This is a genomic window from Rhizobacter sp. P2_G4 (assembly GCF_056403575.1).
This window is the reverse complement of sequence record NZ_JBFUFG010000001.1, coordinates 385,545-406,672: the sequence shown is the minus strand read 5'-3', so window position 1 is coordinate 406,672 and position 21,128 is coordinate 385,545. Positions and strand designations below refer to the sequence as shown.

Below are 21,128 nucleotides of genomic sequence, written 5' to 3'. Positions count from 1 at the left end.
ATGTGCCAGCTCTTGGGGATGAACGCCAACACGCCGACCGATCTGGTGTTCAGCTTCACCGGCTTTTCAAAGCGCGCCGAAGAACACAAGGACGGCTTTGGCATCGCCTTCTTCGAAGACGCCGGCGTGCGGCTCTTCGTCGATGCGCAGAGCGCCGCGCTGTCACCGGTGGCCGAGATGGTGCGGCACTACCCGATCCACAGCAGCAACGTCATCGCCCACATCCGCAAGGCCACGCAGGGCCGCGTGGCACTGCAGAACACGCACCCGTTTCAGCGCGAGCTATGGGGCCGCTACTGGGCCTTTGCGCACAACGGCGACCTGAAGAACTACGCGCCGCGCCTGCACGGCGCCTTCCACCCGGTGGGCAACACCGACAGCGAACTCGCCTTCTGCTGGCTGATGCAGGAGCTGGCGAAGGCGCACGCCGGCGTGCCGTCGATCACCGAACTCACCGCCACGCTGGCCGAGCTGGTGCCGCGCGTGGCCGCGCACGGCACCTTCAATTTCATGCTTAGCAACGGCCAGGCGCTGTGGGCGCATTGCTCGACGAAGCTGCACTACCTGGTGAGGCAGCACCCCTTCCAGGCCGCGCACCTGCAGGACGAAGACATGAGCGTCGACTTCGCGCGCGTCACCACGCCGGCCGACCGCGTGGCGGTGGTGGTGACGGAGCCGCTCACCGCCAACGAAGCGTGGGTGCCGTTCGCGCCGGGCGAGATCAAGGTCTTCGTCGACGGGCTGCCGGTCGGGCCTTGACGGGCGTCTTCCCCGGCGCTTTCGCCGGTGTCTTGGTGCGCGCATTCGGCTCAGTCTTCGGCCGATGCCCGCTCGCCAGCCACTCGCCGTAGAAGTCGAGCTTGCCGTCGAGCAGCGCGAGTGCCTGGCTCCACTCTTCGATGGTGCTGAGCACGCGCGCACGGTGCGCGGCCAGCATGTCGCGCCGCTGTGCGAGCGTGGCCTTGCCCTGCATCACGAGCGTGGTGTAGCGCCGCATCTCGGCGATCGACATGCCGGTGCGGCGCAGGCGCTCCATCAGCAGCAGCCAGTCGACGTGCTGCTCGTTGTAGACGCGCCGGCCGCCTCCGTTGCGTTGAACCCCCGGCATCAGCCCCTGCGTCTCGTACCAGCGGATCGCGTGCACGGTGCGTGCCGTGCGGCTTGCCAGCTCGCCGATCATGAAGGCCTCGGCCATCGGTTCAGTCCTTTCGGTACCAGGTGTCCCACACGTGGTGGCTGTCGTAATACTCCTTCACCGCGGCGATCTTGTCACCGCGCAGGCGCATCAGCAGGTGGTACTGGTTCTCGTACACGCGGCCGTTCTTCAGCCTGCCGTGCGACTCCACTTCGACGGCGACCTGGTCGCCTTCGGCCACCGTGCCCTTGACCGTCATGCGCAGCCCCTCGGGCAGCTGCGCCGTCATGCGGCGAAACACGTCGACGATCTGCGCGCGGCTCAGCAGGCCGACACCGGGCAGCTTGTCGGGCTTGCCCGCCAGCCACCAGGTGGCGTCGTCGGTCAACAGCTCGACGGCACCGGCCACGTCGTTGTCGTTGAAGCGCTGGAAGAAGGCACGCGCCAGCTGCGCGTTCTGCGTAGCGTTCGCTCGTGTGATGGGCTCGTTGCTCATGGCGATCTCCAAGTTGAGGAGAACGCATTGGGCGAGCTAGAGCGCACTCGATGTCAAGCGGCCTCGCGGCATGGGGCCAGACCGGGACGCCACACCCCGCGATCAGTTGGAGCTAAAGCACCCCCGCAGTATTCTTCGCCCACTTGTCTCGTTCATGAACAACGACCAAACCCCATTCCATGACCCTGCCCAAACCACCCATCCCCCGCTTCGACACCTTCTACAAATACGACGCCTTGACCCGCTTGCTCTTCGACTACGCCGATGCCTACCCGGAGTTGCTGCAGGTCGCGGCCATCGGCAAGAGCCACGAGGGCCGCGACATCTGGGTCGCGACCGTCACCAACACGCACACCGGCCCGGCTGAAGACAAGCCCGCGTTCTGGGCCGACGGCAACATCCACGCTGCCGAGCTGACCGCCAGCACCGCCTGCCTGTACTACCTGCACCAGCTGCTCAGCAGCTACGGCACCGACCGCGACATCACCTACCTGCTGGACACGCGCACCGTCTACATCTGCCCGCGCCTGAACCCCGACGGCGCCGAGTTGGCGCTGGCCGACAAGCCGCGCCACATCCGCTCGTCGACGCGCCGCTATCCGTTCGACGAAGAGCCGGTCGATGGCCTGACGATGGAAGACGTGGACGGCGACGGCCGCATCCTTTTCATGCGTGTGCCCGACCCGATGGGCACCTACAAGAAGTGCGCACAGGACCCGCGGCTGATGGTGCCGCGCGAGCCCGGTGAGTTCGGCGGCGAGTACTACCGCGTGATGCCCGAAGGCCTGATCGAGAACTACGATGGCCTCAGCATCAAGGTCAACAAGGACCTCGAAGGCCTGGACCTCAACCGCAACTTCCCGGCGTTCTGGCGACAGGAGTTCGAGCAGACCGGCGCCGGCCCTTATCCGACCAGCGAGCCCGAGGTGCGCGCGATGGTCGACTTCATCCTCAAGCACCCGAACATCGGTGCCGCCATCAGCTACCACACGCACAGCGGCGTGATCCTGCGGCCCATGGGCACGCAGAGCGACGACGACATGATCCCCGAAGACCTATGGGCCTTCAAACGCTTCAGCGCGATGGGCCAGCAGCTCACCGGCTACCCGGCCATCAGCATCTGGCACGACTTCAAGTACCACCCGAAGGAAACCATCACCGGCACACAGGACTGGGTCTACGAGCACCTGGGCGCGCTGTTCTGGGTGGTCGAGATCTGGGCGCCCAACAAGGAAGCCGGCATCGGCGACTACAAGTGGATCGACTGGTACCGCGAACACCCGGTCGAAGACGACCTCAAGCTGCTGAAGTGGAGCGATGACCACTGCAACGGGCAAGCCCACGTCGACTGGAAGCCGTTTCACCACCCGCAGCTCGGCGCGGTCGAGATCGGCGGCTGGGACAAGATGAACTTCTGGCGCAACCCGCCGCCGCACCTGCGCGAGCGCGAGGCCGCGCGCTTCCCGAATTGGATGACGCAGGTCGCGCTGAGCCTGCCCAAGCTCGAGGTGCTGCGCGCTGAAGTGCGCGCGCTCGGCCCCGACACCTGGCGCGTGCGCTTCGCGGTGTGCAACAGCGGCTGGCTGCCGGCCTACGTGAGCAAGCGGGCGCTGGCGCGCAAGACGGTGCGCGGCGTGATGTTCGAGATCCACCTGCCGCCTGGCGATGCGAGTGTGTCGCTCGTCAGCGGCAAGGAGCGCATCGAAGGCCCGCAGCTCGAAGGCCATGCACCCAAGAGCACGCTGCAGGCCTTTCTGCCGGCGGCCGACGTGACGGCCGACCGCGCGGTGACCGAGTGGGTGGTGCGCGCGCCCAAGGGAACGCGGCTCGCACTGACGGCCCGTGCCGACCGTGCTGGCGCCGTCAAGACCGAAGTGGTGCTGGATTGACGAGGCGGGCGCTGGCCCGGGTTAACAAAGCGCTACACATTTGAAGCTCTCCCCCTAAGTCTTGGGGGGCCAGGCTTGGCGGCAAAGACCGGGCCCTAAACTGCGGCCCGCCTTCGGAGTCAGCGCACCGTCATTGCGCCCGAAGGCAATCCAACTCCAGGGAGAGAACCTCATGAAACAGGGTGCGATGCGCCAACTGTGGGTGGGCCTGTGCCTCACGGCGGGCCTGTGGCTGAGCGGTTGCGGTGGCGGCGGTGGAGACACCACGCCCACCCCGGCGCCGGTGGGCAAGGTGAGCGGTACGGCGGTGGCAAGCGACGACTCCTCGCCGCTTGCCAACGCCAAGGTCAGCGTCGCGGGCATGAGCACCCGCACCGCGGCCGACGGCAGCTTCACGATCGACGCCGTGCCGGCGGCCGACCGGCAGGTGCTGAGCATCGAGGCCGACGGCTTCGTCGACGGCAAGCTGCCGGTGCCGGTGGCCGCGAACCAGACCGCGCGCGCCACGGCCCGCCTGGTGCGCGCCGCCTCGGCGACGACGGTCGACGCGGCTGCAGCCGCTACCGTCACTGCGCCCAACTCCACCGCGGCGGTCAATCTGGCCGCCAACAGCCTCGTCAACGCCAGCAGCGGTGCAGCCGCCACAGGCGCGGTGACGGTGCGCGTCACGCCGATCGACCCGGCCGCCGACCCACAAAGCATGCCCGGCGACTACACCACGCCGGCCAATACCCGCATCGAAAGCTTTGGAGCTGTCGAGGTCAGCCTGAAAGACGCCACGGGCGCCAGGCTGAACCTCAAGGCCGGCAGCAGCGCCACGCTGCGCATCCCCTTGTCGTCTCGCTCGGCCAACCCGCCGAGCACCATCCCTCTGTTCTACCTGGACGAGGCCGCCGGCCGCTGGGTCGAGCAAGGCAGCGCCACGCTGAAGGGCACCGAGCCCAACCGCTACTACGAAGGCACGGTCACGCACTTCAGCTACTGGAATGCAGACCAGGTGCAGGACACGATCTTCGTCAACGGCTGCGTGGTCGACAAGGCTGCCAAGCCGGTTGTCTGGGCCGACGTGCAGAGCGTGGGGCTGGACTACTCCGGCAGCGCTTACGCGCCCACCGACGCGCAAGGCAAGTTCCGCGTGGCGATCCGCAAGTCGAGCCGCGCGCAGGTGTTCGCCGAGTTCAACGGCGGCTACTCGAACACCGTCCTCGTCGGTCCGTCCGAGGTCGACATCACCCTGCCCGAATGCCTGGTGATCGACACCGCCCCGGTCGCGCCGATCATCCTCACGCCTCCTGAAAGCCAGACGGTCGACGACGGCACGTTGACCTGCTTCAGCGTGGTGGCCAACGGCACACGCCCGCTGACCTACCAATGGAAGCGCGACGGCGTCGCCATCGTTGGAGCGAGCTACCCGTGGTATTGCGTCACCGCGAGCACCAGCGGGGTGTTCACCGTCAACGTCAGCAACACGGTGGGCACGGTGACCAGTGCGGCCGCCACGCTGACGGTCACGCCGCCGACGGCGCCCGCGCTGCTCGTGCAGCCGCAATCGGTGTCGGTCACCGAAGGTGACGCGGCCAGCTTCTTCGTCGTCACCACCGGCAGCACGCCGATGAGCTTTCAATGGCTGCGCAACGGCGTGGCCATCGACGGCGCCACGGGGCTGGGCTACACCCTGCCCACGACCAGCGCGGCTGACAACACCGCCCGTTTCAGCGTGCGTGTGAGCAACCGGGCCGGTACCGTCACCAGCGCCGAGGCCACGCTCACCGTCAAGCCGGTGGTGCTGAAGGCGCCCGAGATCACGGTGGCACCCGGCAATGTGACCGTCAACGAAGGCCAGCCGGCCACATTCATCGTGCTGGCCAGCGGCACACCGAAGCCCACCTACCAGTGGAAGCGCAATGGCGTCGACATCGCGGGCGCCACTGCCACCACTTACACGACCCCGCTGACGGCCCTGGCCGACAGCGGCGCCGTGTACACGGTGGTTGTGAGCAACAGCCAGGGCAGCGTGACGAGCCCCGGCGCGACGCTCACGGTGCTGGTCGGTACCCAGACCGACAGCTTCGCGCTGATGCGCTTGCTGGGCCTGAGCTTCGACTTCTACGAAGCTGCCTACCTGCCGTTCATGGCCACCAACGATGCCGGCACGGCGTTCATTGACCCAGCGTCGGTGTGCAGCGTTTCCGGCACGTTGGCGGTCAAGCTGAACGGCACCACCGTCACCGCTGGCGGCGCATTCCCGGCGAGCGGCACGCTGGCGGGCACCGCGAGCGCCTGCAACGACGGCACCAGCGCCTACACCGGCAGCAGCTCGGTGGTTTTCAACTTCAGCGCGACCAACCCCACCGTCGGCACGGCCACCGCCACAGTGAGCAACATGCGCCTGCTGAGCGTCGACGGGAACGGCACGGTACAGCGCGACATCACCGCCAACGGCGGTGGCGCAACCAACGTGAGCGGCAGCGTTTCGGGTGCCAACACCACCCAGATTGCGACGCTCACCCCGGCCGTGGGCGCTACGCTGAAGAGTGGCGTGAGCGGGCTCACCGCCACCTTTGCGGGCGGCAGCGTGTCGACGCAGACCACACAGGTCACGCTGACCGACGAGCTCAAGCAGCTCCGCGTGACCTACAGCGACATGCGCTTCAGCGTGTCGGGTGTCAGCTACCTGGCCAACGGCTTCTATGAGTTGAACTTTGCCGCTCCCGGCACCCTGCCCACCGGCGCGGGCGAAGTGGTGCTCAGCTCGAACGGCGTGCGCGTGGGTCGCCTGTTCATCGACGCCAACGGCATGCTTGCGATCGAGGTGAACGGCACGGTCCAGCCTTTCGGGGCCGCCACCCGCGGGCTGCGCGCGCGCTGAGCGAGAGGGCGCCTCGCGCCTTCTCGCTCACGCCTCTCAGTGGATGCCGGTGCCGTCGCCCAGCTCTCGGCTGGAGGCGGGCCGCGCCACCACCGGCGCTTCGCTCATGGCCTCGCGCCACACCTTCTTCGGCAAGAACGTGCGCAGCTGCTCGATGGCCTTGTCCATCAGCAGCGGGTGCAGCTCGTGGCCGATGCCGGGCAGCACGTCGGCCGTCACGTCACCACCCAGCGCGACCAGGCGCTCGGCCGAGTCGATCGCCGGCGCGGGCGTGATCACCGCGTCAGTCATGCCGTGGAAGAAGTGCACCGTGGTGTCGTGTGGCGCATGCGCCGGCTGGACCGCATGGCGGCCCGAGAACGCGAGCACGCGGCCGGCCAGCGCAGGCTCGGCCTGCACCGCCTCGAGCGCCATGATCGCGCCTTGTGAAAAGCCGAACAGGGCGGTGCGCTCCCAACTCATGTTGAACTGCTGCTGCAGCGACCGCACCATCGCGACGAACCTCGGCATGGCCGCGGCCACGCGCTCGACGCGGTTGGTTTCGGTCACACCGCGCACCGAAAACCATTGCCAGCCCGCGCCGCCGCCCGGCACGCCGTCAAAGGCTTCAGGCGCGTCGAGGCAGATCACCGCGGCCTGCGGGTACTCGGCCACCAAGCGCTGCGCCAGCGGCGTCATGTCCGACGCATCGGCACCGACGCCGTGAAACAGCAGGAACAGGAGTTCGGTCGGCCCGGAGGCGGGCAGGTGGGCGAGTGCGGTGGCAGGCATGCGATGGCTCGGAGCGAAAGGATCGGAGCCGAAGTTTGCACCTGCCGGCAGGTGCCGTCGCGGGCGGGGGCATTGTGAATCAAGGTACAATGGTACCTTGGTATCTTGCTGACAAGAGTGGCCACCATGCCCAAATCCGAAGAAGACATCCCTGTCGAGCGCATCCAGACCGGCGTGCGCCTTGAGAAGCGTCTCGTCAAAGTGCTCAAGGCTTTGGCCGAGTACAAGGAGGTGACGCTCGGTGACCTGATCGAAGGCATCGTGCTGCATGCGTTCGAGAGCAAGCCCCCGTTCTCCAAGGACACCCTGGCGATGATCGCCAAGCTGAAGGAGATCTACGGGCTCGAGCTCGGCGCCAGCGCGAGCCATCGCATGTCCGATCGGAAGGGAGCGTGAGTCCTGCTTGTGCGAAGTCCATGAACTTGAATCAATCAACTCATGGAGCTGTCTCATGTCTCACCACCGCGTTCTCGCGCACACCATCCGCATCGCCGCGCCCGTTCAAGCCTGCCAGCGGTTCTTCACCCCAGCCGGTGAAGAACTGTGGGTCGACGGCTGGCGACCCAGCTACCTTCACCCTACCGATGGGCGCACCGAGCCGGGCATGGTTTTCACGACCGGCTCGGGAGATGATTTCACCGTCTGGAGCCTGGTCGACTTCGACACGGTAGGTCACCATGCGCGCTACACGCGCGTCACCCCCGCTTCACGCAGCGGCTTCGTCGAGGTTCGCTGCGTGGCGCTCGATGCCAGGTCGACGGCGGTGACGGTGACCTACACGCTGACCGCGCTGACGCCGAGCGGCGAGAAGCTTCTCGCCGCACTCGACGAAGCTGCCTTCACGGCCATGATCGAAGGCTGGCGCACGTCGATCGAGGCGCGCTTGCCGCAGCTGCTCCTGGCAAGCATCCGCTGAGCCGCTGTCAGCAGCCCCCGCCCATCTTTTCCATGCCCTGGCGGATCTCTTCGGGCGAGAGATCGCGCTGGTGCGTCGCCAGCGACCACATGTGGCCGAACGGGTCCTGCACCTGGCCGTAGCGGTCGCCCCAGAACATGTCGGCGGGTGGCATCTTGACCGTGGCCCCGGCATCCACGGCCTTCGCGAAGGCAGCGTCGACATTGGTGACGTAGAGGTGCAGCGTCACGGCGGTGCCCTTGAGCTTGTTCGGGCCCACGGCGCCCATGTCGGGCCACTCGTCGACCAGCATCACGGTCGAGTCGCCGATGCGCACCTGGGCGTGCATCAGCCGGCCGTCGGGCCCGGGCATGCGGGACAGCTCCGTCGCGCCGAAGGCCTTCTTGTAGAACTCGATGGCCGCGGCGGCGCCGTCGCACACCAGGTGCGGCGTCACGGTGTGCATGCCTTCGGGAATGGGTTTGACAGATGTCTGGGTCATGTGAACCTCCATGCAGGGTTGAGTGCGGCGGGCTGAGCATCGATCGACGCTGCGGCGCCTCCAACTTCCATGACGAACGACAAGAGGCGCTTTCGACACCCGAGAGCTCAGGGGTAACCCTGAGCCAGCGCGATGGCAACGGCCCGGGCGGGCATGTTTCAAGCTTGTCGCATTTCGTCGTTCAACGTCTTCGCCAACCGGCGCGGCAGGCCGCCCAATCGAGAACGATCCTGTCACGAAAGAACCAGTCCGTGCCCACAACCCTGCTTCGCGCCTTGTTTCTCGCGCTGTCACTTTCGGGCTTGTCAGCCTGCGGTGGCAGCAGCTCCGACAGCACGTCGCCGGCGCCGCCCGCCACGCCACCGGCAGTCGACCAGGTGGTCACGACCAGCGTGAGCGGCTACCCGCATGCGATCGATGTCTACCAGACCGCCGGTGCCACGCGGGCTGTCGTCGTCCTGCATGGCGGTGGTGGCGACAAGACGGCCATCGCCTACCAGCTCGGCATGAATGCGAGCGCGACCTCGGCGACGCTGGGCACCGTCAATTGGGGCTGGCTCGACGCGCACAAGGTGATGCTGGTGCTGCCACAGGGCCAGCACCTGAGCACCGAACCCAAGGCCACGACCTGGAGCAACCGGGCGATGAACTCCGGCGTCGACGACGTGGCCTTTCTTCAGGCGCTGGCGGCGAAGATTCGTGCCGACTACGGCATTGCCGACGTCTCGGTGATGGGCCATTCGATGGGCGGTGTGATGACGAACCGCATGTGGTGCGAATCACCGCAAACCTTCAATGCCTATGTTTCGCTCGCCGGCCCGGCATCGGCCAGCTTCAACAACGCCGCCACTCCGTGCCAACCCGGCAGCGCGGCGGCCAAGCCCTACATGGGCGTCATCGGCGACAGCGACGAGATCATGCAGACCGCCGGCGTCTGGGACGCCGCCACCTGGACGGTCGACCCGACGGTGGTGATCGCCGCGTTCACCGCCTGGGACAACAACATCGTCATCGGTGAACTGCATCAGCAGCAGACGCGCACCTCCATCCTGTGCAGCGGCACCCTGGACCCGAACGCCTTTGTCGCCGAAGGCAATGTCGACACCTGGGGCAGCTGCGGCGGCAAGCTTGTGCTCAAGCGCGTGCGAGGCGGGGAGCATGGTGTGGCGTCGCTCGACGCACAGATGGGCGCCGGCAGCACGGATGTGATGGACGCGGCGTACGCCTTCATGTCGCGGCCATGAGCGCTCGCAGGGTCAGGGCCGCACGCGTGCCTTGAATCCGACCTCGCGGGAGACGTTCTTCGATTGCTTGCACCGCCGCGGGCACGAAGACTGCATGGCCTGCATACGTCCCCACGGGAAACCTGCATGACCACCACCTTGATCCGCCAAGGCCGCGTCATCACCGCCACCGACGATTACGTCGCCGACGTGCTGATGCAAGACGGCGTCGTTCGCGCGATCGGTCGCGATCTCGCGGTCGGCGACGACGTGGTGCAGGTCGATGCGAGCGGGCTGTACGTGCTGCCAGGCGGTGTCGACACCCATGTTCACATGGAAAACGTGATCGGCCCGACCATCACCTGCGACACCTTCGCCAGCGGCACCAAGGCGGCGGCCTTCGGCGGTACGACGACGGTGGTCGACTTCGCGCTGCAGACCGCAGCCGACTCACCGCTCGAAGCCATCGCCCGTGCGCAGCGCAGCGCCGAGCCGCAGGTGAACATCGACTACAGCCTGCACTGCATCGTGACGCGCGTCGACGCGCAGGTGCTCGCCGACGTGAAGCATGCCATGCGGCACGAGGGCGTCACCAGCTTCAAGATGTTCATGGCCTACCCGGGCGTGATGATGGCCGACGATGCGGCCATCTTCCAGATGCTGAGGCAGGTGGGCGCCGATGGCGGCATGGTGGCACTGCATGCAGAGAACGGCACGGTGATCGACCTGCTGATCAAGGAGGCGCTGGAAGCCGGCCACACGGCGCCGCGCTATCACGCGATGACGCGGCCGGCGCTGATGGAAGGCGAGGCCACCCACCGCGGCATCCGCCTCGCCGAGCTGGCCGAGGCGCCGATCTACTTCGTGCACGTGTCGTCGAACCAGGCGCTCAAGCACATCGTGGCGGCGCGCGACGAAGGCATTCCGGTGTTCGCCGAGACCTGCCCGCACTACCTGCTGTTCGACGACTCGGTGTACGACAGCGACAGCTTTGAGATCGCCAAGTACGTGATGACGCCGCCGCTGCGCACGAGCGACGACCAGAAGCACCTCTGGCGCGCGCTGCGCTACGACGACCTGCAGGTGATTGCGACCGACCACTGCCCGTTCTGCATGAAGGAAGGCCATTTCGGCTACCAGCTGCAGAAGATGCGTGGTAAGGACGATTTCTCGCTGATCCCCAACGGCGCGCCGGGCATCGAAACGCGGCTGGTGAGCCTGTTCGACATCGGCGTGATGCAGGGCAAGCTCTCGCTCAACCGCTTCGTGCAGCTCACCTCGACCACGCCGGCCAAGCTGTTCGGCCTGTTCCCCAAGAAGGGCACCATTGCCGTCGGCAGCGACGCTGACATCGTGCTGTTCGACCCTGCGGCCACGCAGACCATCCATGCGAAGCACCTGCACAGCCATTGCGACTACACGCTGCTCGAAGGGCGCACGCTGCAGGGCCGCGTCGAGAAGGTGTTCCTGCGCGGCGAGTTGATCGTCGACGGATCTGCTTGGCTGGGGCATGAAGGCATGGGCCGTTTCGTGCCGCGTGGTGAAGTCAGGGCCTTCTGATCATGGCAACGACACGGCGCGTGATTGCGATCGAACCCCTGACGGCCGAGGCGTTTCGCCCGTTCGGCGAGGTAATCGATGTGTCGGCCTCGAAGCACTTCACGATCAATCAGGGGTACGCCGAGCGCTATGACGACCTGGCGCGCATCGACGTGAGCCGCGAAGGGGGTTACCCGCGTCTGAGCATTTTTCGGGCGAAGCCGCGCGGCCTGCCGTTCGTGCTCTTGCTGCTCGAGCGCCACCCGTTGGGCAGCCAGGCCTTCCTGCCGATGTCGCCTCAGCCCTATCTCGTCGTCGTGAGCGGCGGCGCCGGCGATGCGCCGGATCTGGCGTCGATCCGCTGCTTTGCGGCAGCGCCCGGCCAGGGCGTGAACTACGCGCCTGGCGCCTGGCACCACCCACTGCTCGCGCTGGACGCAGTGTGTGATTTCGTGGTGATCGACCGCGGCGGGCCCGAACACATTGCCAACTGCGACGAGGTGGCATTGCCCGCGGGCACCTTCTGGGTCGAAGGCTGACTCAGTTCACTGCAAAGCAGTAGAGCAACCCGGCCCCGCCGGTCTTGACGAGCGCCTCCTGCCCGCAGCCGCGCGTCGGGTGCGACGAGTTCCACGACTTGGCCGGCGCCGATTCGTCGAGGCCGGTGCGGTCGTGGTGGCCGACGATGGCCGCTCCGTCGCCGCTGGTGGTCCAGTTGCTGCAGGTCTGCTCGGTGGCCATGCCGTCGGGCGTGGAGCCAGTCAACACGTCGTGCTGGTTGGGGGTGTCGCCGCGGCCATTGATGATGGCGCCCTTCTCTGTGAGCGCCGTCTGCTTGGTGATCTTGTTGGCCGCGTGCAGGTCAGCCACGCTGGTGGCGATCACGTCGCCCTTGGCGTTTTGCCAGGGGCCGTTGCCGATCCGCTCGCGTGCGTTGACGGCCGCGGCCCCCGTTGTCGCGCTGGTGCTCAGGTAGGCGTGCCAGGTGCGCTGGCCCGCATCTGCCGTCTCGGCGAGCGATTGACAGTACTTGTCGGCGCCCGCGAGGCCCCCGAAGTCGGCACCGCGGCCGTTGCCGGTGCTGGTGACGAAGAAGCTCATCGGGTTCTTCGGCTGCATGTTGCTGCAGGCCGCAGCGGCAAGGGCGACCAGCGACAGGGCGAGCGACAGGCGGATTCTTCGGTTCATGGGTTCTCCCGGATAGGTTGCTGACAGGTTGGCGCAAGGTATACGAACGGCCGGGCGATTTCTTCCAACGCATTGCGCGAGGGAGGGATATCCCCCGACACGCGCGGCCGCTGCCAGCACCTCGTTCTTCCCACGTGAAGCAGCACAAATGAAAAACGGCACCCGAAGGTGCCGTTTCATGCAAGCGGAGGCCTGCTCAGAAGTTGTGCTTGAGGCCGAGGGCGATTGTGTTGCCGTTCGACAGGCCGGTGAGCTTGTCGTTCATCACCAGCGCGTAGATGTCGGTGCGCTTGGAGAGGAAGTAGTCGTAGCCCACGGTCAGCGTCTTGTTGACGATCTCCGGCCGGGTGCCGGCGGCGTCGTTCGTTGCGTTGCCGTATTGCGCCAGCAGCTTGCCCGCCCCGATTGGAGCAGTGGCGCCGATGCCATAGATCTTGCTCTTGGTGTCGGTCGTGGCCTGCGTCTTCACCACGCTGTACTGCCCCATCAGCTTGACGACCTTGAAGTCCCACGACGCACCCACCTGCGCCGAGGTCTGGTTGTCGAAGCCGAGGGACTGGATGGCCGGCGTGAAGCCGCTGATGCCTTGCTGCACCTTCTGGTATGCCACCGTGGCGGCGAACGGGCCGTTGAAGTACAGCGCGTTGGCACCGACGTTGCGGCCCTTCTGCGTGCCTTCACCCAGCGCGCCTTGCAGGTTGATGGACAGGCCGCCCATCACCGGGCTCTGGTAGAGGATCGAGTTGCTCCAGCCGGTGTCACCCAGCCAGGCCAGCATCTCGGGGTGCACCGAGCTGGGGGTCAACACCTGGCGGATCGACGGCGAGTAGCCGAAGGAATCGGTGAAGGCATTGAAGACGAGCGTCGAGACGAAGAACTGGTTGGTGGTGCGGCCCAGCGTGGTGGTGCCGAAGTCGCCCGACAGGCCCACCCAGGCGGCGCGCGCCCAGAACACGTCGCCACCGAAGCGGCCGGACTCGCCAGTGTCCGAGCGCAGGAAGGATTCGATCGCGAACTTGGCCTTCAGCGTGCCGCCGAGTTCTTCGGTGCCGCGGAAGCCGATGTAGCTCGTGGCCATGTTGCCGCTCTGGGCCTTGTTGATTTTGGCGGCACCGGCGTCCTGAAACTGGCCGGCCGACATGTCGATCAGGCCGTAGAGGCTGGCGGACGACTGCGCGAACGCGGGGGCCGACAGGCACAGCGTGGCCGCGGCCAACGCGACGGACTTGAGGGGGCGACGGATCATGAAGAGGCACTCCAACGGTTGTGATGTTTTGGGATGAAACTGGCTCGGGCAACTTGTATGCAAGTGCCATACCTGCGGCTGCTTCAATCGCTTGCATTGTGGCCGCCCGACCCGCCCCGGGCTTGCCGCAGAATGGGGGCCGCTTTCTGGAGACACCGCCCATGGACCTCAGTGTCAATGGCCAGACCCGCACCGTCGCCGATGCCGACGTCGACCCGAGCATGCCCTTGCTGTGGGTCCTCCGAGATGTACTGAACCTCACCGGCACCAAGTTTGGGTGCGGCGTGGCCGCTTGCGGCGCATGCACGGTGCACCTGGACGGGCAGGCCGTGCGCTCGTGCGTGACGCCACTGGCCTCGGCCGCCGGCAAGCCGGTGCGCACCATCGAAGCACTGGGCACGGCCGATCAGCCGCATGCCTTGCAGAAGGCGTGGGTCGCCCACCAGGTGCCGCAGTGCGGCTACTGCCAGAGCGGCATGCTGATGGCTGCGGCCGACCTGCTCGCCAGGAACCGCGATCCATCGGACGCCGCCATCGACGCCGCCATCACCAACATCTGCCGCTGCGGCACCTACCCGCGCATTCGCGAAGCGATCAAGACCGCGGCCAAGACACTGCGCGGTGAGACCGGTTCGCCACGCGCCGGATCGCCCGCATGAAGCGACGCAGCATGCTCTTGCTGGGCGCCGGTGCCGCCGGTGCGTTGGTGGTGGGCTGGGGGCTGTTGCCGCCGCGCGGCCGCCAGGGCGGTGCCGACACCTTGCCCGTGGCCACAGGCGAAGTCGGCCTTAACGGCTGGATCAAGATCACTGCGGACGGCAAGGTGCTGCTCGCGATGCACCGCAGCGAGATGGGCCAGGGCGTGCACACCGCGCTCGCGATGCTGGTGGCCGAAGAGCTCGACGTGTCGCTCGCCAAGGTGCGCCTGATCGAAGCCGGGCGCGACACGCTCTACGGCAACGTGGCCGGCTTCGTGGCCGCGCTGCCGCTCCACCCGGCCGACATGGAGCCGGGCCGCGAGACTCAGGGCGTGAAGGCCGGCCGCTGGATCGTCGCCAAGGCCGCGCGCGAACTGGGCATCAACATGACCGGCGGCTCGTCCAGCGTCGCCGATGCGTGGGACGTGCTGCGTCTGGCAGGCGCCACCGCGCGCGCGCAACTGCTCGGTGCCGCCTCGCTGCAATGGAGGCTGCCGCTGGCCGAGTTGGTGGTGGCCGACGGCGTCATCAGCCACCCGTCGGGGCCGACAGGGCACTACGGCGAGTTTGCGAAAGCGGCGGCGGTGACGCCGGCGAGTTCGGTCGCCGTGAAGGAAGCCAAGGACTGGAAGCTCATCGGCAAACCATTGCCGCGCATCGACCTGGTCGCCAAGACCAATGGCAGCGCTGGCTTCGGCATCGACGTGCGCCTGCCCGGCATGCTGTACGCCGCCATGCGCCACTGCCCGATGCTGGGCGGCAGCCCCGGCCGTGTCGACAGCGACGCCGCGATGAAGCTGCCCGGCGTGGAGCGCGTGGTGCGCCTCGGCCCCTACGCCGGCTCGACCGCCGGTGTGGCCGTGGTCGGCCGCAGCAGCTGGCACGCCAAGCAGGGCGCGCACGCGCTCGACATCGAATGGCGAGCACCGCCGGCCGGCACGCTCGACTCCAGGCAGATCGCCGCCGGGCTCGAAGCCACGGCGCGACACGCCGCGTCCACGCAAGGCGGCTTCCCGTTCTACGCGGCAGGCGATGTGCAAGCTGCAAGTGCCGCGGCAGCGCGGCGCATCGAAGCCGTGTACCACGCGCCGTATCTCGCGCATGCCGCGATGGAACCCATCAACTGCACCGCGCAGGTGAAAGACGGCAAGGTGGAGGTCTGGGCGCCGACCCAGTTGCCCGGCATGGCGCTCGCCTTGGCGGCGCGCATCGCGGGCGTCAGCGAAGACGCTGTGACCCTGCACGTCACCTACCTCGGCGGCGGCTTCGGCCGTAGGCTCGACATCGACTTCATCGGTCAGGCCGTGCGCATCGCTCTCGAAACCAACGGCCGCCCGGTGCAGCTGCTGTGGTCGCGCGAAGAAGACATCACGCACGACTTCTACCGCCCTGCAGGTGCGGCGGTGATGCAGGCGAGCATCGATGCGCAAGGCGCGATCACCAGCCTCGCCATCACCAGCGCGGGCGATGCGGTCACGCCACGCTGGATGGAGCGCGGCCTGCCGGCCCTCTCCGGCCCCATCGACCTGCCCGACAAGACCGCGAGCGAAGGCCTGTTCGACCTGCCCTACGGCATCGCCAACCAGCGAATTGCCCACGTCGCCACACGCAGCGGCGTGCCGGTGGGCTTCTGGCGCTCGGTGGGCCATTCACACAACGCGTTTTTCTCAGAATGCTTCATCGACGAGTTGGCGTTCGAGACCCAGAAGGACCCGGTCGCATTCCGCCTGTCGCTGCTGACCGACATGCCACGCCATGCGGCGGTGCTGAAGCTCGCCGCGGACAAGGCCGGCTGGGGCAAGCCCTTGCCGGCAGGCCGTGCGCGCGGCGTGGCGCTGCACGAGAGCTTCGGCAGCATCGTGGCCGAGGTGGTCGAGGTGTCACTCGCCGAGGGGCGGCCGGTGGTTCACCGCGTGGTGTGCGCGGCCGACGTTGGCATCGTCGTCAACCCGGGGATCGTGGCGCAGCAGATGGAAAGTGCCGTGATCTTCGGTCTGAGCGCGGCGCTCCATGGGCGCATCGACATCGTGGGCGGTGTGGTGCAGCAGACCAACTTTCCCAACCATCCGGTGCTGAAGCTGGCGGATGCGCCGCGTGTCATCGAGACGCATCTGATCGCCAGCACGAATCCACCTGGCGGCGTGGGCGAGCCTGGGACGCCGCCTGTGGCACCGGCGGTGGCGAACGCTTTGTTTGTTTTGACGGGGAAGCGGGTGAGGGGCTTGCCGTTGGTGTGATCGGTTTTGTGCAAGCGCTGCAACCTCACCCCATCTCCCGACTCGCCAACGCCGCCGCCGCCGCGCGCGTCTCCACCCCGAGCTTCTCGAACACGTGCTCCAGGTGTTTGTTGACCGTGCGCGGGCTCATGCCGAGGATGTCGCCGACGTCGCGGTTGGTCTTGCCCTTGGCCACCCACGACAGCACCTCGGCCTCACGCGGCGTGAGCGAGGCTGTGCTCAGGCGGTGGGCCGCTGCACTCGGCTCCGCGCGGCGCTGCAAGAGCAGCATCTGCTCGCCCAGGCCGACCGGCCCGAGGTTGCGCAGCACCAGCGCCTGACCGTTGGCGCCGATCGTGGTGTGTTGTGGTGACTCACTCGCCGACAGCCACTTCAACCAGTCCGACGGCAAGCCCTCGGCGCATGCAGGGAAGAGCTCACGCAGCCACGTCGCGGCCTGCGGCGATCGCCACGCCACACGCAACTGCGCGTCGATCACCAGCACGCCATGGCCGCCCACGTCGATCGCCTCGCGCGCCAAGCGCACCGCACGCGCATTGCGCACGTGCGTCGCCAGGCGCACCAGCACCTCTTGCGCACGAACCGGCTTGACGACGTAGTCCACGCCGCCGCTTTCGAACCCTTCGACGATGTGCGCCGTCTCCGACAGGCCCGTCATGAAGATGATGGGCACGTGCGCGAGCGCCGGCTCCTGCTTGATGCGTCGGCACACCTCGAAGCCCGACAGCCCTGGCATCAGCGCGTCGAGCAGGATGGCATCGGGCGTGACGAGGTCCAGCCGCGCGAGCGCCGACTCGCCGTCGCGCGCCACCAGCACGGTGTAGCCGTCGTCCTCCAGCGCCTGGCACAGGTGGCCGAGCGACTGCGGCGCGTCGTCAACGACGAGCACCACGGTGGCGGGGCGCGCTTCTTTCATGCCGCCTCCGACGGTGTCGGGTTGCGCAGGCCCTGCACCAGCTGTTCGAGCAACCCTTCCAGATCGAAGCGGTCGAGCAGCGCGCGCAAGCGCGCGACCTGCGCCTCGCAACGCGGGTGCCCCAGGGCGGCCGCATCGAGCGCTTGCCGCAGGCCCTGCAGGTGGCCGATGCGCGTCAGGCGGATCAGCTCGCCGGTCACTTCGGCCGGCAGGTTCGGCGTCGGTGGCCGATTGATGTACTGCGCGCTGGAGGCTGCCCACGAGGGCAACGCCAGCTCGGCCAGCCACTCGATCTGCAGCTCGCGTTGCAGCGCTGCCAGCAGCTCCGACTCGATCACCGGCTTGTCGACGAAGCCCTGGCAACCGGCCTCGGCCAGCTTGCCGGGTTGGTTCTCGAAGGCGTTGGCCGAGACCATGATGATCGGCACGTCGCGAAAGCCCGCGGCGCGGATCTCCTTCGCGGTCTGCCAGCCGTCCATGTCGTCCATCGACACGTCGAGCAGCACGGCGTCGGGGCACGCCTCCAGCACGCTCTCCAGGCATTCGCGGCCGCTGGCCGCTTCGCGAATCTGGAAACCCAGTGGCACCAGCATGCCGACCAGCATCTGCCGCTGCGTGGGCTGGTCGTCGACCACCAGCAGCGTGCGGCGTGCTCCCAGGTAGCCGGTGACTGGGCGGTGCGTGATGCGCGCCCGGCTCGGCGCGGCCACCTCGCGCAGGTAGAGCCGCGCCGTGAAGGTGCTGCCCACGCCGGGCGTGCTCTTCACCGTGAGCTCGCCGCCCATCAGCTGCGTGAGCAGGTGGGTGATGGTGAGGCCGAGGCCGGTTCCCGCGTCGCCCGTGCGGCGCCCCGCGCTGCCGCGTTCGAAAGGCAGGAAGATGCGCTCCTGGTCTTGCTCGGCAATGCCGATGCCGGTGTCGATGACTTCGATGCGTGCCACCTCCCGCCGGTGGTCCAGCCGCAGTGTCACCGTGCCGCTGTCCGTGAAGCGCACCGCGTTGCTGAGCAGGTTGATGACGATCTGGCGCAGGCGCTTGGCGTCGGCGTTCACGTAGTCGGGCACACGGCCGCTGGTTTCGAGCCGGAACACCAGGCCCTTGGCTTCGGCCTGCGGCGCGACCATGCGAACCAGGTCGTCGAGGAACTCGTGCACCGGCAGCGGCGCTGGGTCGAGCCGCAGGCGGCCGGCCTCGATGCGCGCCAGGTCGAGCAAGCCGTCGATCAGGCCGTGCAGGTGTTCGCCGCTGCGGTGGATGGTGGCGACCGACGCGCGGCGCGTGCCCTGCACCTGCTCGTCCTTCATCAAGATCTGCGCATAGCCGAGGATGCTGTTGAGAGGTGTGCGCAGCTCGTGCGTCATGCCGGCCACGTAGCGCGTCTTGGCCTGGTTGGCCGCTTCGGCCACGTCTTTCGCGGCCTGCAGCGCAGCGTCGGTGCGCTGGTGGGCCTCGATCTCGCGCGTGAGCAGCTGGTTCTGGCGGTTCGATTCGTCTTGCGCCATGTGGCGGCTCTCGCTGCCCAGCACCACCCACCACGCGCCCACCGCACCCACCAGCGAGAGCAGCGCGAACACCTTGAGGAACGGTGCTTTCAGGATGAGCTGGTCGGCTGCGCGCAGCACGCCTTGCTGGTCGTACACCACGCCAAGGATCACGCCGAGCAGGCCGATCAGCGAAGCGGCCACCACCAGGTAGTGCGCCACGCGGAAGTTCACCCGCGACGAGAGGCTTGCCGGCAGCACGGTGACCAGCACCGCGCTCACCTGCTCGGCCGCGCGCGAGTTGGTCTTGCAGCGGTCGTGGCAGCGTGACTCGAGCGTGCAGCACAGCGAGCAGATCGGCGCGTCGTAGGCGGGGCAGTGCGCCATGTCTTCGGACTCGAAGGCGTTGTCGCACACCGAGCACATCACGCTCTGCCCCGGCGCCCAGCGCTCGGGGCTGCGCCGTGCCAGGTAGTAGCGCCCACCGGTGGCCCAGGCGAGCAGCGGCGACAACACCATCGCGGTGATGAGCGCGATGAAGGGCGCAAAAGCCTCCGCCACCGGGCCGAGCACACCGGCGTAGGCCACGATGGCCAGCACGGCGGCGGTGAGCATCGCTCCCAGGCCTACGGGGTTGATGTCGTACAGATGCGCGCGCTTGAACTCGATGTGCTTCGGGCTCAGGCCCAGCGGCTTGTTGATCACGAGGTCGGCCACCAGCGCACCGACCCACGCAATGGCGACGTTGCTGTACAGCCCGAGCACGCGCTCCAGCGCCTCGAACACGCCGAGTGTCATCAGCAGCACGGCGATCAGCACGTTGAACACCAGCCACACTACGCGGCCCGGGTGGCTGTGCGTGAGCCGCGCGAAGAAGTTGCTCCACGCGAGCGAGCCGGCGTACGCATTGGTGAGGTTGATCTTGACCTGCGACACCACGATGAAGAGCGTGGTGATGGCGAGGATCCACGCCGGGTTGTCGAACACGTAGCCGTAGGCGGCCAGGTACATCTGCGTCGGCTCCATCGCCTTGTCGGTCGGGATCTGGTGCTGCAGTGCGAGGAAGGCCAGGAACGCTCCGCCCAGCATCTTCACCATGCCCGGCACCACCCAGCCCGGCCCGGCGACGAGCACTGCCGTCCACCAACGGCGCTTGTTGGCAGCGGTCTTCTCGGGCAGGAAGCGCAGGTAGTCGACTTGCTCGCCGATCTGCACCACCAGCGAAAACGCCACAGTGGCCGCGGTGCCGAACATCAGCCAGCTGAAGCCGTTGCTGCCCGAGGTGCGGCCCACCAGGCCGGTGAAGTCGCCGAACACCTGCGGGTTCTTCACCAGCACGAAGAGATAGGGCATGACGAGCAGCACGATCCACAGCGGTTGCGTCCACAACTGCAGTCGCGAGATCACCGTGATGCCGTACATCACCAACGGCACGATGCCCAGCGACGACAGCAGGTAGCACAGTGGCAGCGGCCAGCCGAAGTACATCTGCAAGGCCAGCGCGAGGATGGCTGCCTCGAGCGCGAAGAAGATGAAGGTGAAGCTTGCGTAGATCAGCGAGGTGAGCGTGGAGCCCAGATAGCCGAAGCCCGCGCCGCGCGTGAGCAGATCCATGTCGACGCCGTACTTGGCGGCGTAATAACTGATCGGCAGGCCGGTGAGGAAGGTGATGAGGCCCACCACCAGGATCGCCCAGATCGCGTTCGAGAAGCCGTAGCTCAGCGCGATGGAGCCGCCGATGGCCTCAAGCGCCAGGAACGAGGTGGCGCCGAAGGCCGTGTTGGCGACGCGGAACTCGCTCCACTTGCGAAAGGTGCGCGGCGTGTAGCGCAGCGCATAGTCTTCCAGGGTCTCGTTCGCGACCCAGGTGTTGTAGTCGCGACGGATGCGAAAGATTTTTTGTGTGGCCACAGACACGTCACCCTCCGGGCATCAGGCCCGTGGGTGCTTGCAAGAAATGTGCTCCGCCCTTCTGCATTCACCGTGAAGACGGGAATGACGGCGCCGCACGAGTGTCGGCGCACACATGCATATCGAAGCTAC

The 21,128-nt window shown here is 67.3% G+C and carries 18 protein-coding genes; 10 read left to right on the top strand and 8 right to left on the bottom strand.

Annotated elements, in window-relative coordinates; genetic code table 11:
• Nucleotides 1-759: a class II glutamine amidotransferase gene (locus AC1DYS_RS02035; protein ID WP_477895550.1), complete on the top strand. Its 759-nt coding sequence runs from the start codon at nucleotides 1-3 to the stop codon at nucleotides 757-759.
• Here the strand turns inward: AC1DYS_RS02035 and AC1DYS_RS02030 are convergent.
• Both AC1DYS_RS02030 and AC1DYS_RS02025 read right to left on the bottom strand, forming a co-directional pair.
• Nucleotides 722-1,195 (bottom strand): MerR family transcriptional regulator, encoded by a 474-nt coding sequence (locus AC1DYS_RS02030; RefSeq protein ID WP_477895548.1) that lies wholly within the window; start codon nucleotides 1,193-1,195, stop codon nucleotides 722-724. The genes AC1DYS_RS02035 and AC1DYS_RS02030 overlap by 38 nt on opposite strands.
• A gap of 4 nt (nucleotides 1,196-1,199) precedes the next feature.
• Nucleotides 1,200-1,631, bottom strand: a complete 432-nt coding sequence (locus AC1DYS_RS02025; RefSeq protein WP_477895546.1) for a nuclear transport factor 2 family protein — start codon at nucleotides 1,629-1,631, stop codon at nucleotides 1,200-1,202.
• A gap of 179 nt (nucleotides 1,632-1,810) precedes the next feature.
• Between AC1DYS_RS02025 and AC1DYS_RS02020 the strand changes: the two genes are divergently transcribed.
• Both AC1DYS_RS02020 and AC1DYS_RS02015 read left to right on the top strand, forming a co-directional pair.
• Nucleotides 1,811-3,520, top strand: coding sequence for a M14 family metallopeptidase (locus AC1DYS_RS02020; RefSeq protein ID WP_477895544.1), 1,710 nt, complete (start codon nucleotides 1,811-1,813; stop codon nucleotides 3,518-3,520).
• A 172-nt stretch (nucleotides 3,521-3,692) separates the two neighbouring features.
• A complete protein-coding gene (locus AC1DYS_RS02015; RefSeq protein ID WP_477895542.1) occupies nucleotides 3,693-6,389 on the top strand; it encodes an immunoglobulin domain-containing protein in 2,697 nt (898 codons plus the stop codon).
• A gap of 36 nt (nucleotides 6,390-6,425) precedes the next feature.
• On the opposite strand, the gene ypfH is transcribed toward AC1DYS_RS02015, so the two are convergent.
• Nucleotides 6,426-7,160 carry an esterase gene (gene ypfH, locus AC1DYS_RS02010; RefSeq protein ID WP_477895540.1) on the bottom strand — a complete coding sequence of 245 codons (735 nt, stop codon included), beginning with the start codon at nucleotides 7,158-7,160 and terminating at the stop codon, nucleotides 6,426-6,428.
• Nucleotides 7,161-7,286: 126 nt separating this feature from the next.
• On the opposite strand from ypfH, the gene AC1DYS_RS02005 reads away from it, so the two are divergent.
• Nucleotides 7,287-7,556: a hypothetical protein gene (locus tag AC1DYS_RS02005; RefSeq protein ID WP_477895538.1), complete on the top strand. Its 270-nt coding sequence runs from the start codon at nucleotides 7,287-7,289 to the stop codon at nucleotides 7,554-7,556.
• 55 nt (nucleotides 7,557-7,611) lie between these two features.
• The gene (locus AC1DYS_RS02000) at nucleotides 7,612-8,076 is read left to right on the top strand and encodes an SRPBCC family protein (RefSeq protein WP_477895537.1); all 465 of its coding nucleotides are present in this window, start codon (nucleotides 7,612-7,614) and stop codon (nucleotides 8,074-8,076) included.
• Nucleotides 8,077-8,083: 7 nt separating this feature from the next.
• Here the strand turns inward: AC1DYS_RS02000 and AC1DYS_RS01995 are convergent, their stop codons facing one another.
• On the bottom strand, nucleotides 8,084-8,557 hold the full coding sequence (locus tag AC1DYS_RS01995; RefSeq protein WP_477895535.1) for a VOC family protein: 474 nt from the start codon (nucleotides 8,555-8,557) through the stop codon (nucleotides 8,084-8,086).
• Nucleotides 8,558-8,808: 251 nt separating this feature from the next.
• Between AC1DYS_RS01995 and AC1DYS_RS01990 the strand changes: the two genes are divergently transcribed.
• The 3 genes from AC1DYS_RS01990 (at nucleotide 8,809) to AC1DYS_RS01980 (ending at nucleotide 11,858) form a co-directional block, all read left to right on the top strand.
• Nucleotides 8,809-9,801 (top strand): CE1 family esterase, encoded by a 993-nt coding sequence (locus AC1DYS_RS01990; RefSeq protein WP_477895533.1) that lies wholly within the window; start codon nucleotides 8,809-8,811, stop codon nucleotides 9,799-9,801.
• Nucleotides 9,802-9,927: 126 nt separating this feature from the next.
• On the top strand, nucleotides 9,928-11,340 hold the full coding sequence (hydA, locus tag AC1DYS_RS01985; protein ID WP_477895531.1) for a dihydropyrimidinase: 1,413 nt from the start codon (nucleotides 9,928-9,930) through the stop codon (nucleotides 11,338-11,340).
• Nucleotides 11,341-11,342: 2 nt separating this feature from the next.
• Nucleotides 11,343-11,858, top strand: a complete 516-nt coding sequence (locus AC1DYS_RS01980; RefSeq protein WP_477895529.1) for an ureidoglycolate lyase — start codon at nucleotides 11,343-11,345, stop codon at nucleotides 11,856-11,858.
• A gap of 1 nt (nucleotide 11,859) precedes the next feature.
• On the opposite strand, the gene AC1DYS_RS01975 is transcribed toward AC1DYS_RS01980, so the two are convergent.
• On the bottom strand, nucleotides 11,860-12,507 hold the full coding sequence (locus tag AC1DYS_RS01975) for a hypothetical protein (protein WP_477895527.1): 648 nt from the start codon (nucleotides 12,505-12,507) through the stop codon (nucleotides 11,860-11,862).
• Nucleotides 12,508-12,703: 196 nt separating this feature from the next.
• Nucleotides 12,704-13,753 carry a porin gene (locus tag AC1DYS_RS01970; RefSeq protein ID WP_477895525.1) on the bottom strand — a complete coding sequence of 350 codons (1,050 nt, stop codon included), beginning with the start codon at nucleotides 13,751-13,753 and terminating at the stop codon, nucleotides 12,704-12,706.
• Nucleotides 13,754-13,914: 161 nt separating this feature from the next.
• Between AC1DYS_RS01970 and AC1DYS_RS01965 the strand changes: the two genes are divergently transcribed.
• Entirely contained in the window at nucleotides 13,915-14,412 is a 498-nt protein-coding gene (locus AC1DYS_RS01965) for a (2Fe-2S)-binding protein (RefSeq protein ID WP_477895523.1), read from the top strand.
• Nucleotides 14,409-16,688: a xanthine dehydrogenase family protein molybdopterin-binding subunit gene (locus tag AC1DYS_RS01960; protein ID WP_477895521.1), complete on the top strand. Its 2,280-nt coding sequence runs from the start codon at nucleotides 14,409-14,411 to the stop codon at nucleotides 16,686-16,688. The genes AC1DYS_RS01965 and AC1DYS_RS01960 overlap by 4 nt, the downstream gene beginning before the upstream one ends.
• Nucleotides 16,689-16,713: 25 nt before the next feature.
• Here the strand turns inward: AC1DYS_RS01960 and AC1DYS_RS01955 are convergent, their stop codons facing one another.
• Together AC1DYS_RS01955 and AC1DYS_RS01950 are read right to left on the bottom strand one after the other, a co-directional pair.
• A complete protein-coding gene (locus tag AC1DYS_RS01955; protein WP_477895519.1) occupies nucleotides 16,714-17,604 on the bottom strand; it encodes a response regulator in 891 nt (296 codons plus the stop codon).
• A complete protein-coding gene (locus AC1DYS_RS01950) occupies nucleotides 17,601-21,002 on the bottom strand; it encodes a hybrid sensor histidine kinase/response regulator (RefSeq protein ID WP_477895517.1) in 3,402 nt (1,133 codons plus the stop codon). Before AC1DYS_RS01950 ends, AC1DYS_RS01955 begins: the two co-directional genes overlap by 4 nt.
• Nucleotides 21,003-21,128 lie beyond the last annotated feature (126 nt).

Bases quoted from the DNA above. Each gene is read 5' to 3' on its own strand.
- AC1DYS_RS02035 (WP_477895550.1), top strand. From the start codon at position 1: ATGTGCCAGCTCTTGGGGATGAACGCCAACACGCCGACCGATCTGGTG.
- AC1DYS_RS02030 (WP_477895548.1), bottom strand. From the start codon at position 1,195: ATGGCCGAGGCCTTCATGATCGGCGAGCTGGCAAGCCGCACGGCACGC.
- AC1DYS_RS02025 (WP_477895546.1), bottom strand. From the start codon at position 1,631: ATGAGCAACGAGCCCATCACACGAGCGAACGCTACGCAGAACGCGCAG.
- AC1DYS_RS02020 (WP_477895544.1), top strand. From the start codon at position 1,811: ATGACCCTGCCCAAACCACCCATCCCCCGCTTCGACACCTTCTACAAA.
- AC1DYS_RS02015 (WP_477895542.1), top strand. From the start codon at position 3,693: ATGAAACAGGGTGCGATGCGCCAACTGTGGGTGGGCCTGTGCCTCACG.
- ypfH (WP_477895540.1), bottom strand. From the start codon at position 7,160: ATGCCTGCCACCGCACTCGCCCACCTGCCCGCCTCCGGGCCGACCGAA.
- AC1DYS_RS02005 (WP_477895538.1), top strand. From the start codon at position 7,287: ATGCCCAAATCCGAAGAAGACATCCCTGTCGAGCGCATCCAGACCGGC.
- AC1DYS_RS02000 (WP_477895537.1), top strand. From the start codon at position 7,612: ATGTCTCACCACCGCGTTCTCGCGCACACCATCCGCATCGCCGCGCCC.
- AC1DYS_RS01995 (WP_477895535.1), bottom strand. From the start codon at position 8,557: ATGACCCAGACATCTGTCAAACCCATTCCCGAAGGCATGCACACCGTG.
- hydA (WP_477895531.1), top strand. From the start codon at position 9,928: ATGACCACCACCTTGATCCGCCAAGGCCGCGTCATCACCGCCACCGAC.
- AC1DYS_RS01980 (WP_477895529.1), top strand. From the start codon at position 11,343: ATGGCAACGACACGGCGCGTGATTGCGATCGAACCCCTGACGGCCGAG.
- AC1DYS_RS01975 (WP_477895527.1), bottom strand. From the start codon at position 12,507: ATGAACCGAAGAATCCGCCTGTCGCTCGCCCTGTCGCTGGTCGCCCTT.
- AC1DYS_RS01970 (WP_477895525.1), bottom strand. From the start codon at position 13,753: ATGATCCGTCGCCCCCTCAAGTCCGTCGCGTTGGCCGCGGCCACGCTG.
- AC1DYS_RS01965 (WP_477895523.1), top strand. From the start codon at position 13,915: ATGGACCTCAGTGTCAATGGCCAGACCCGCACCGTCGCCGATGCCGAC.
- AC1DYS_RS01960 (WP_477895521.1), top strand. From the start codon at position 14,409: ATGAAGCGACGCAGCATGCTCTTGCTGGGCGCCGGTGCCGCCGGTGCG.
- AC1DYS_RS01955 (WP_477895519.1), bottom strand. From the start codon at position 17,604: ATGAAAGAAGCGCGCCCCGCCACCGTGGTGCTCGTCGTTGACGACGCG.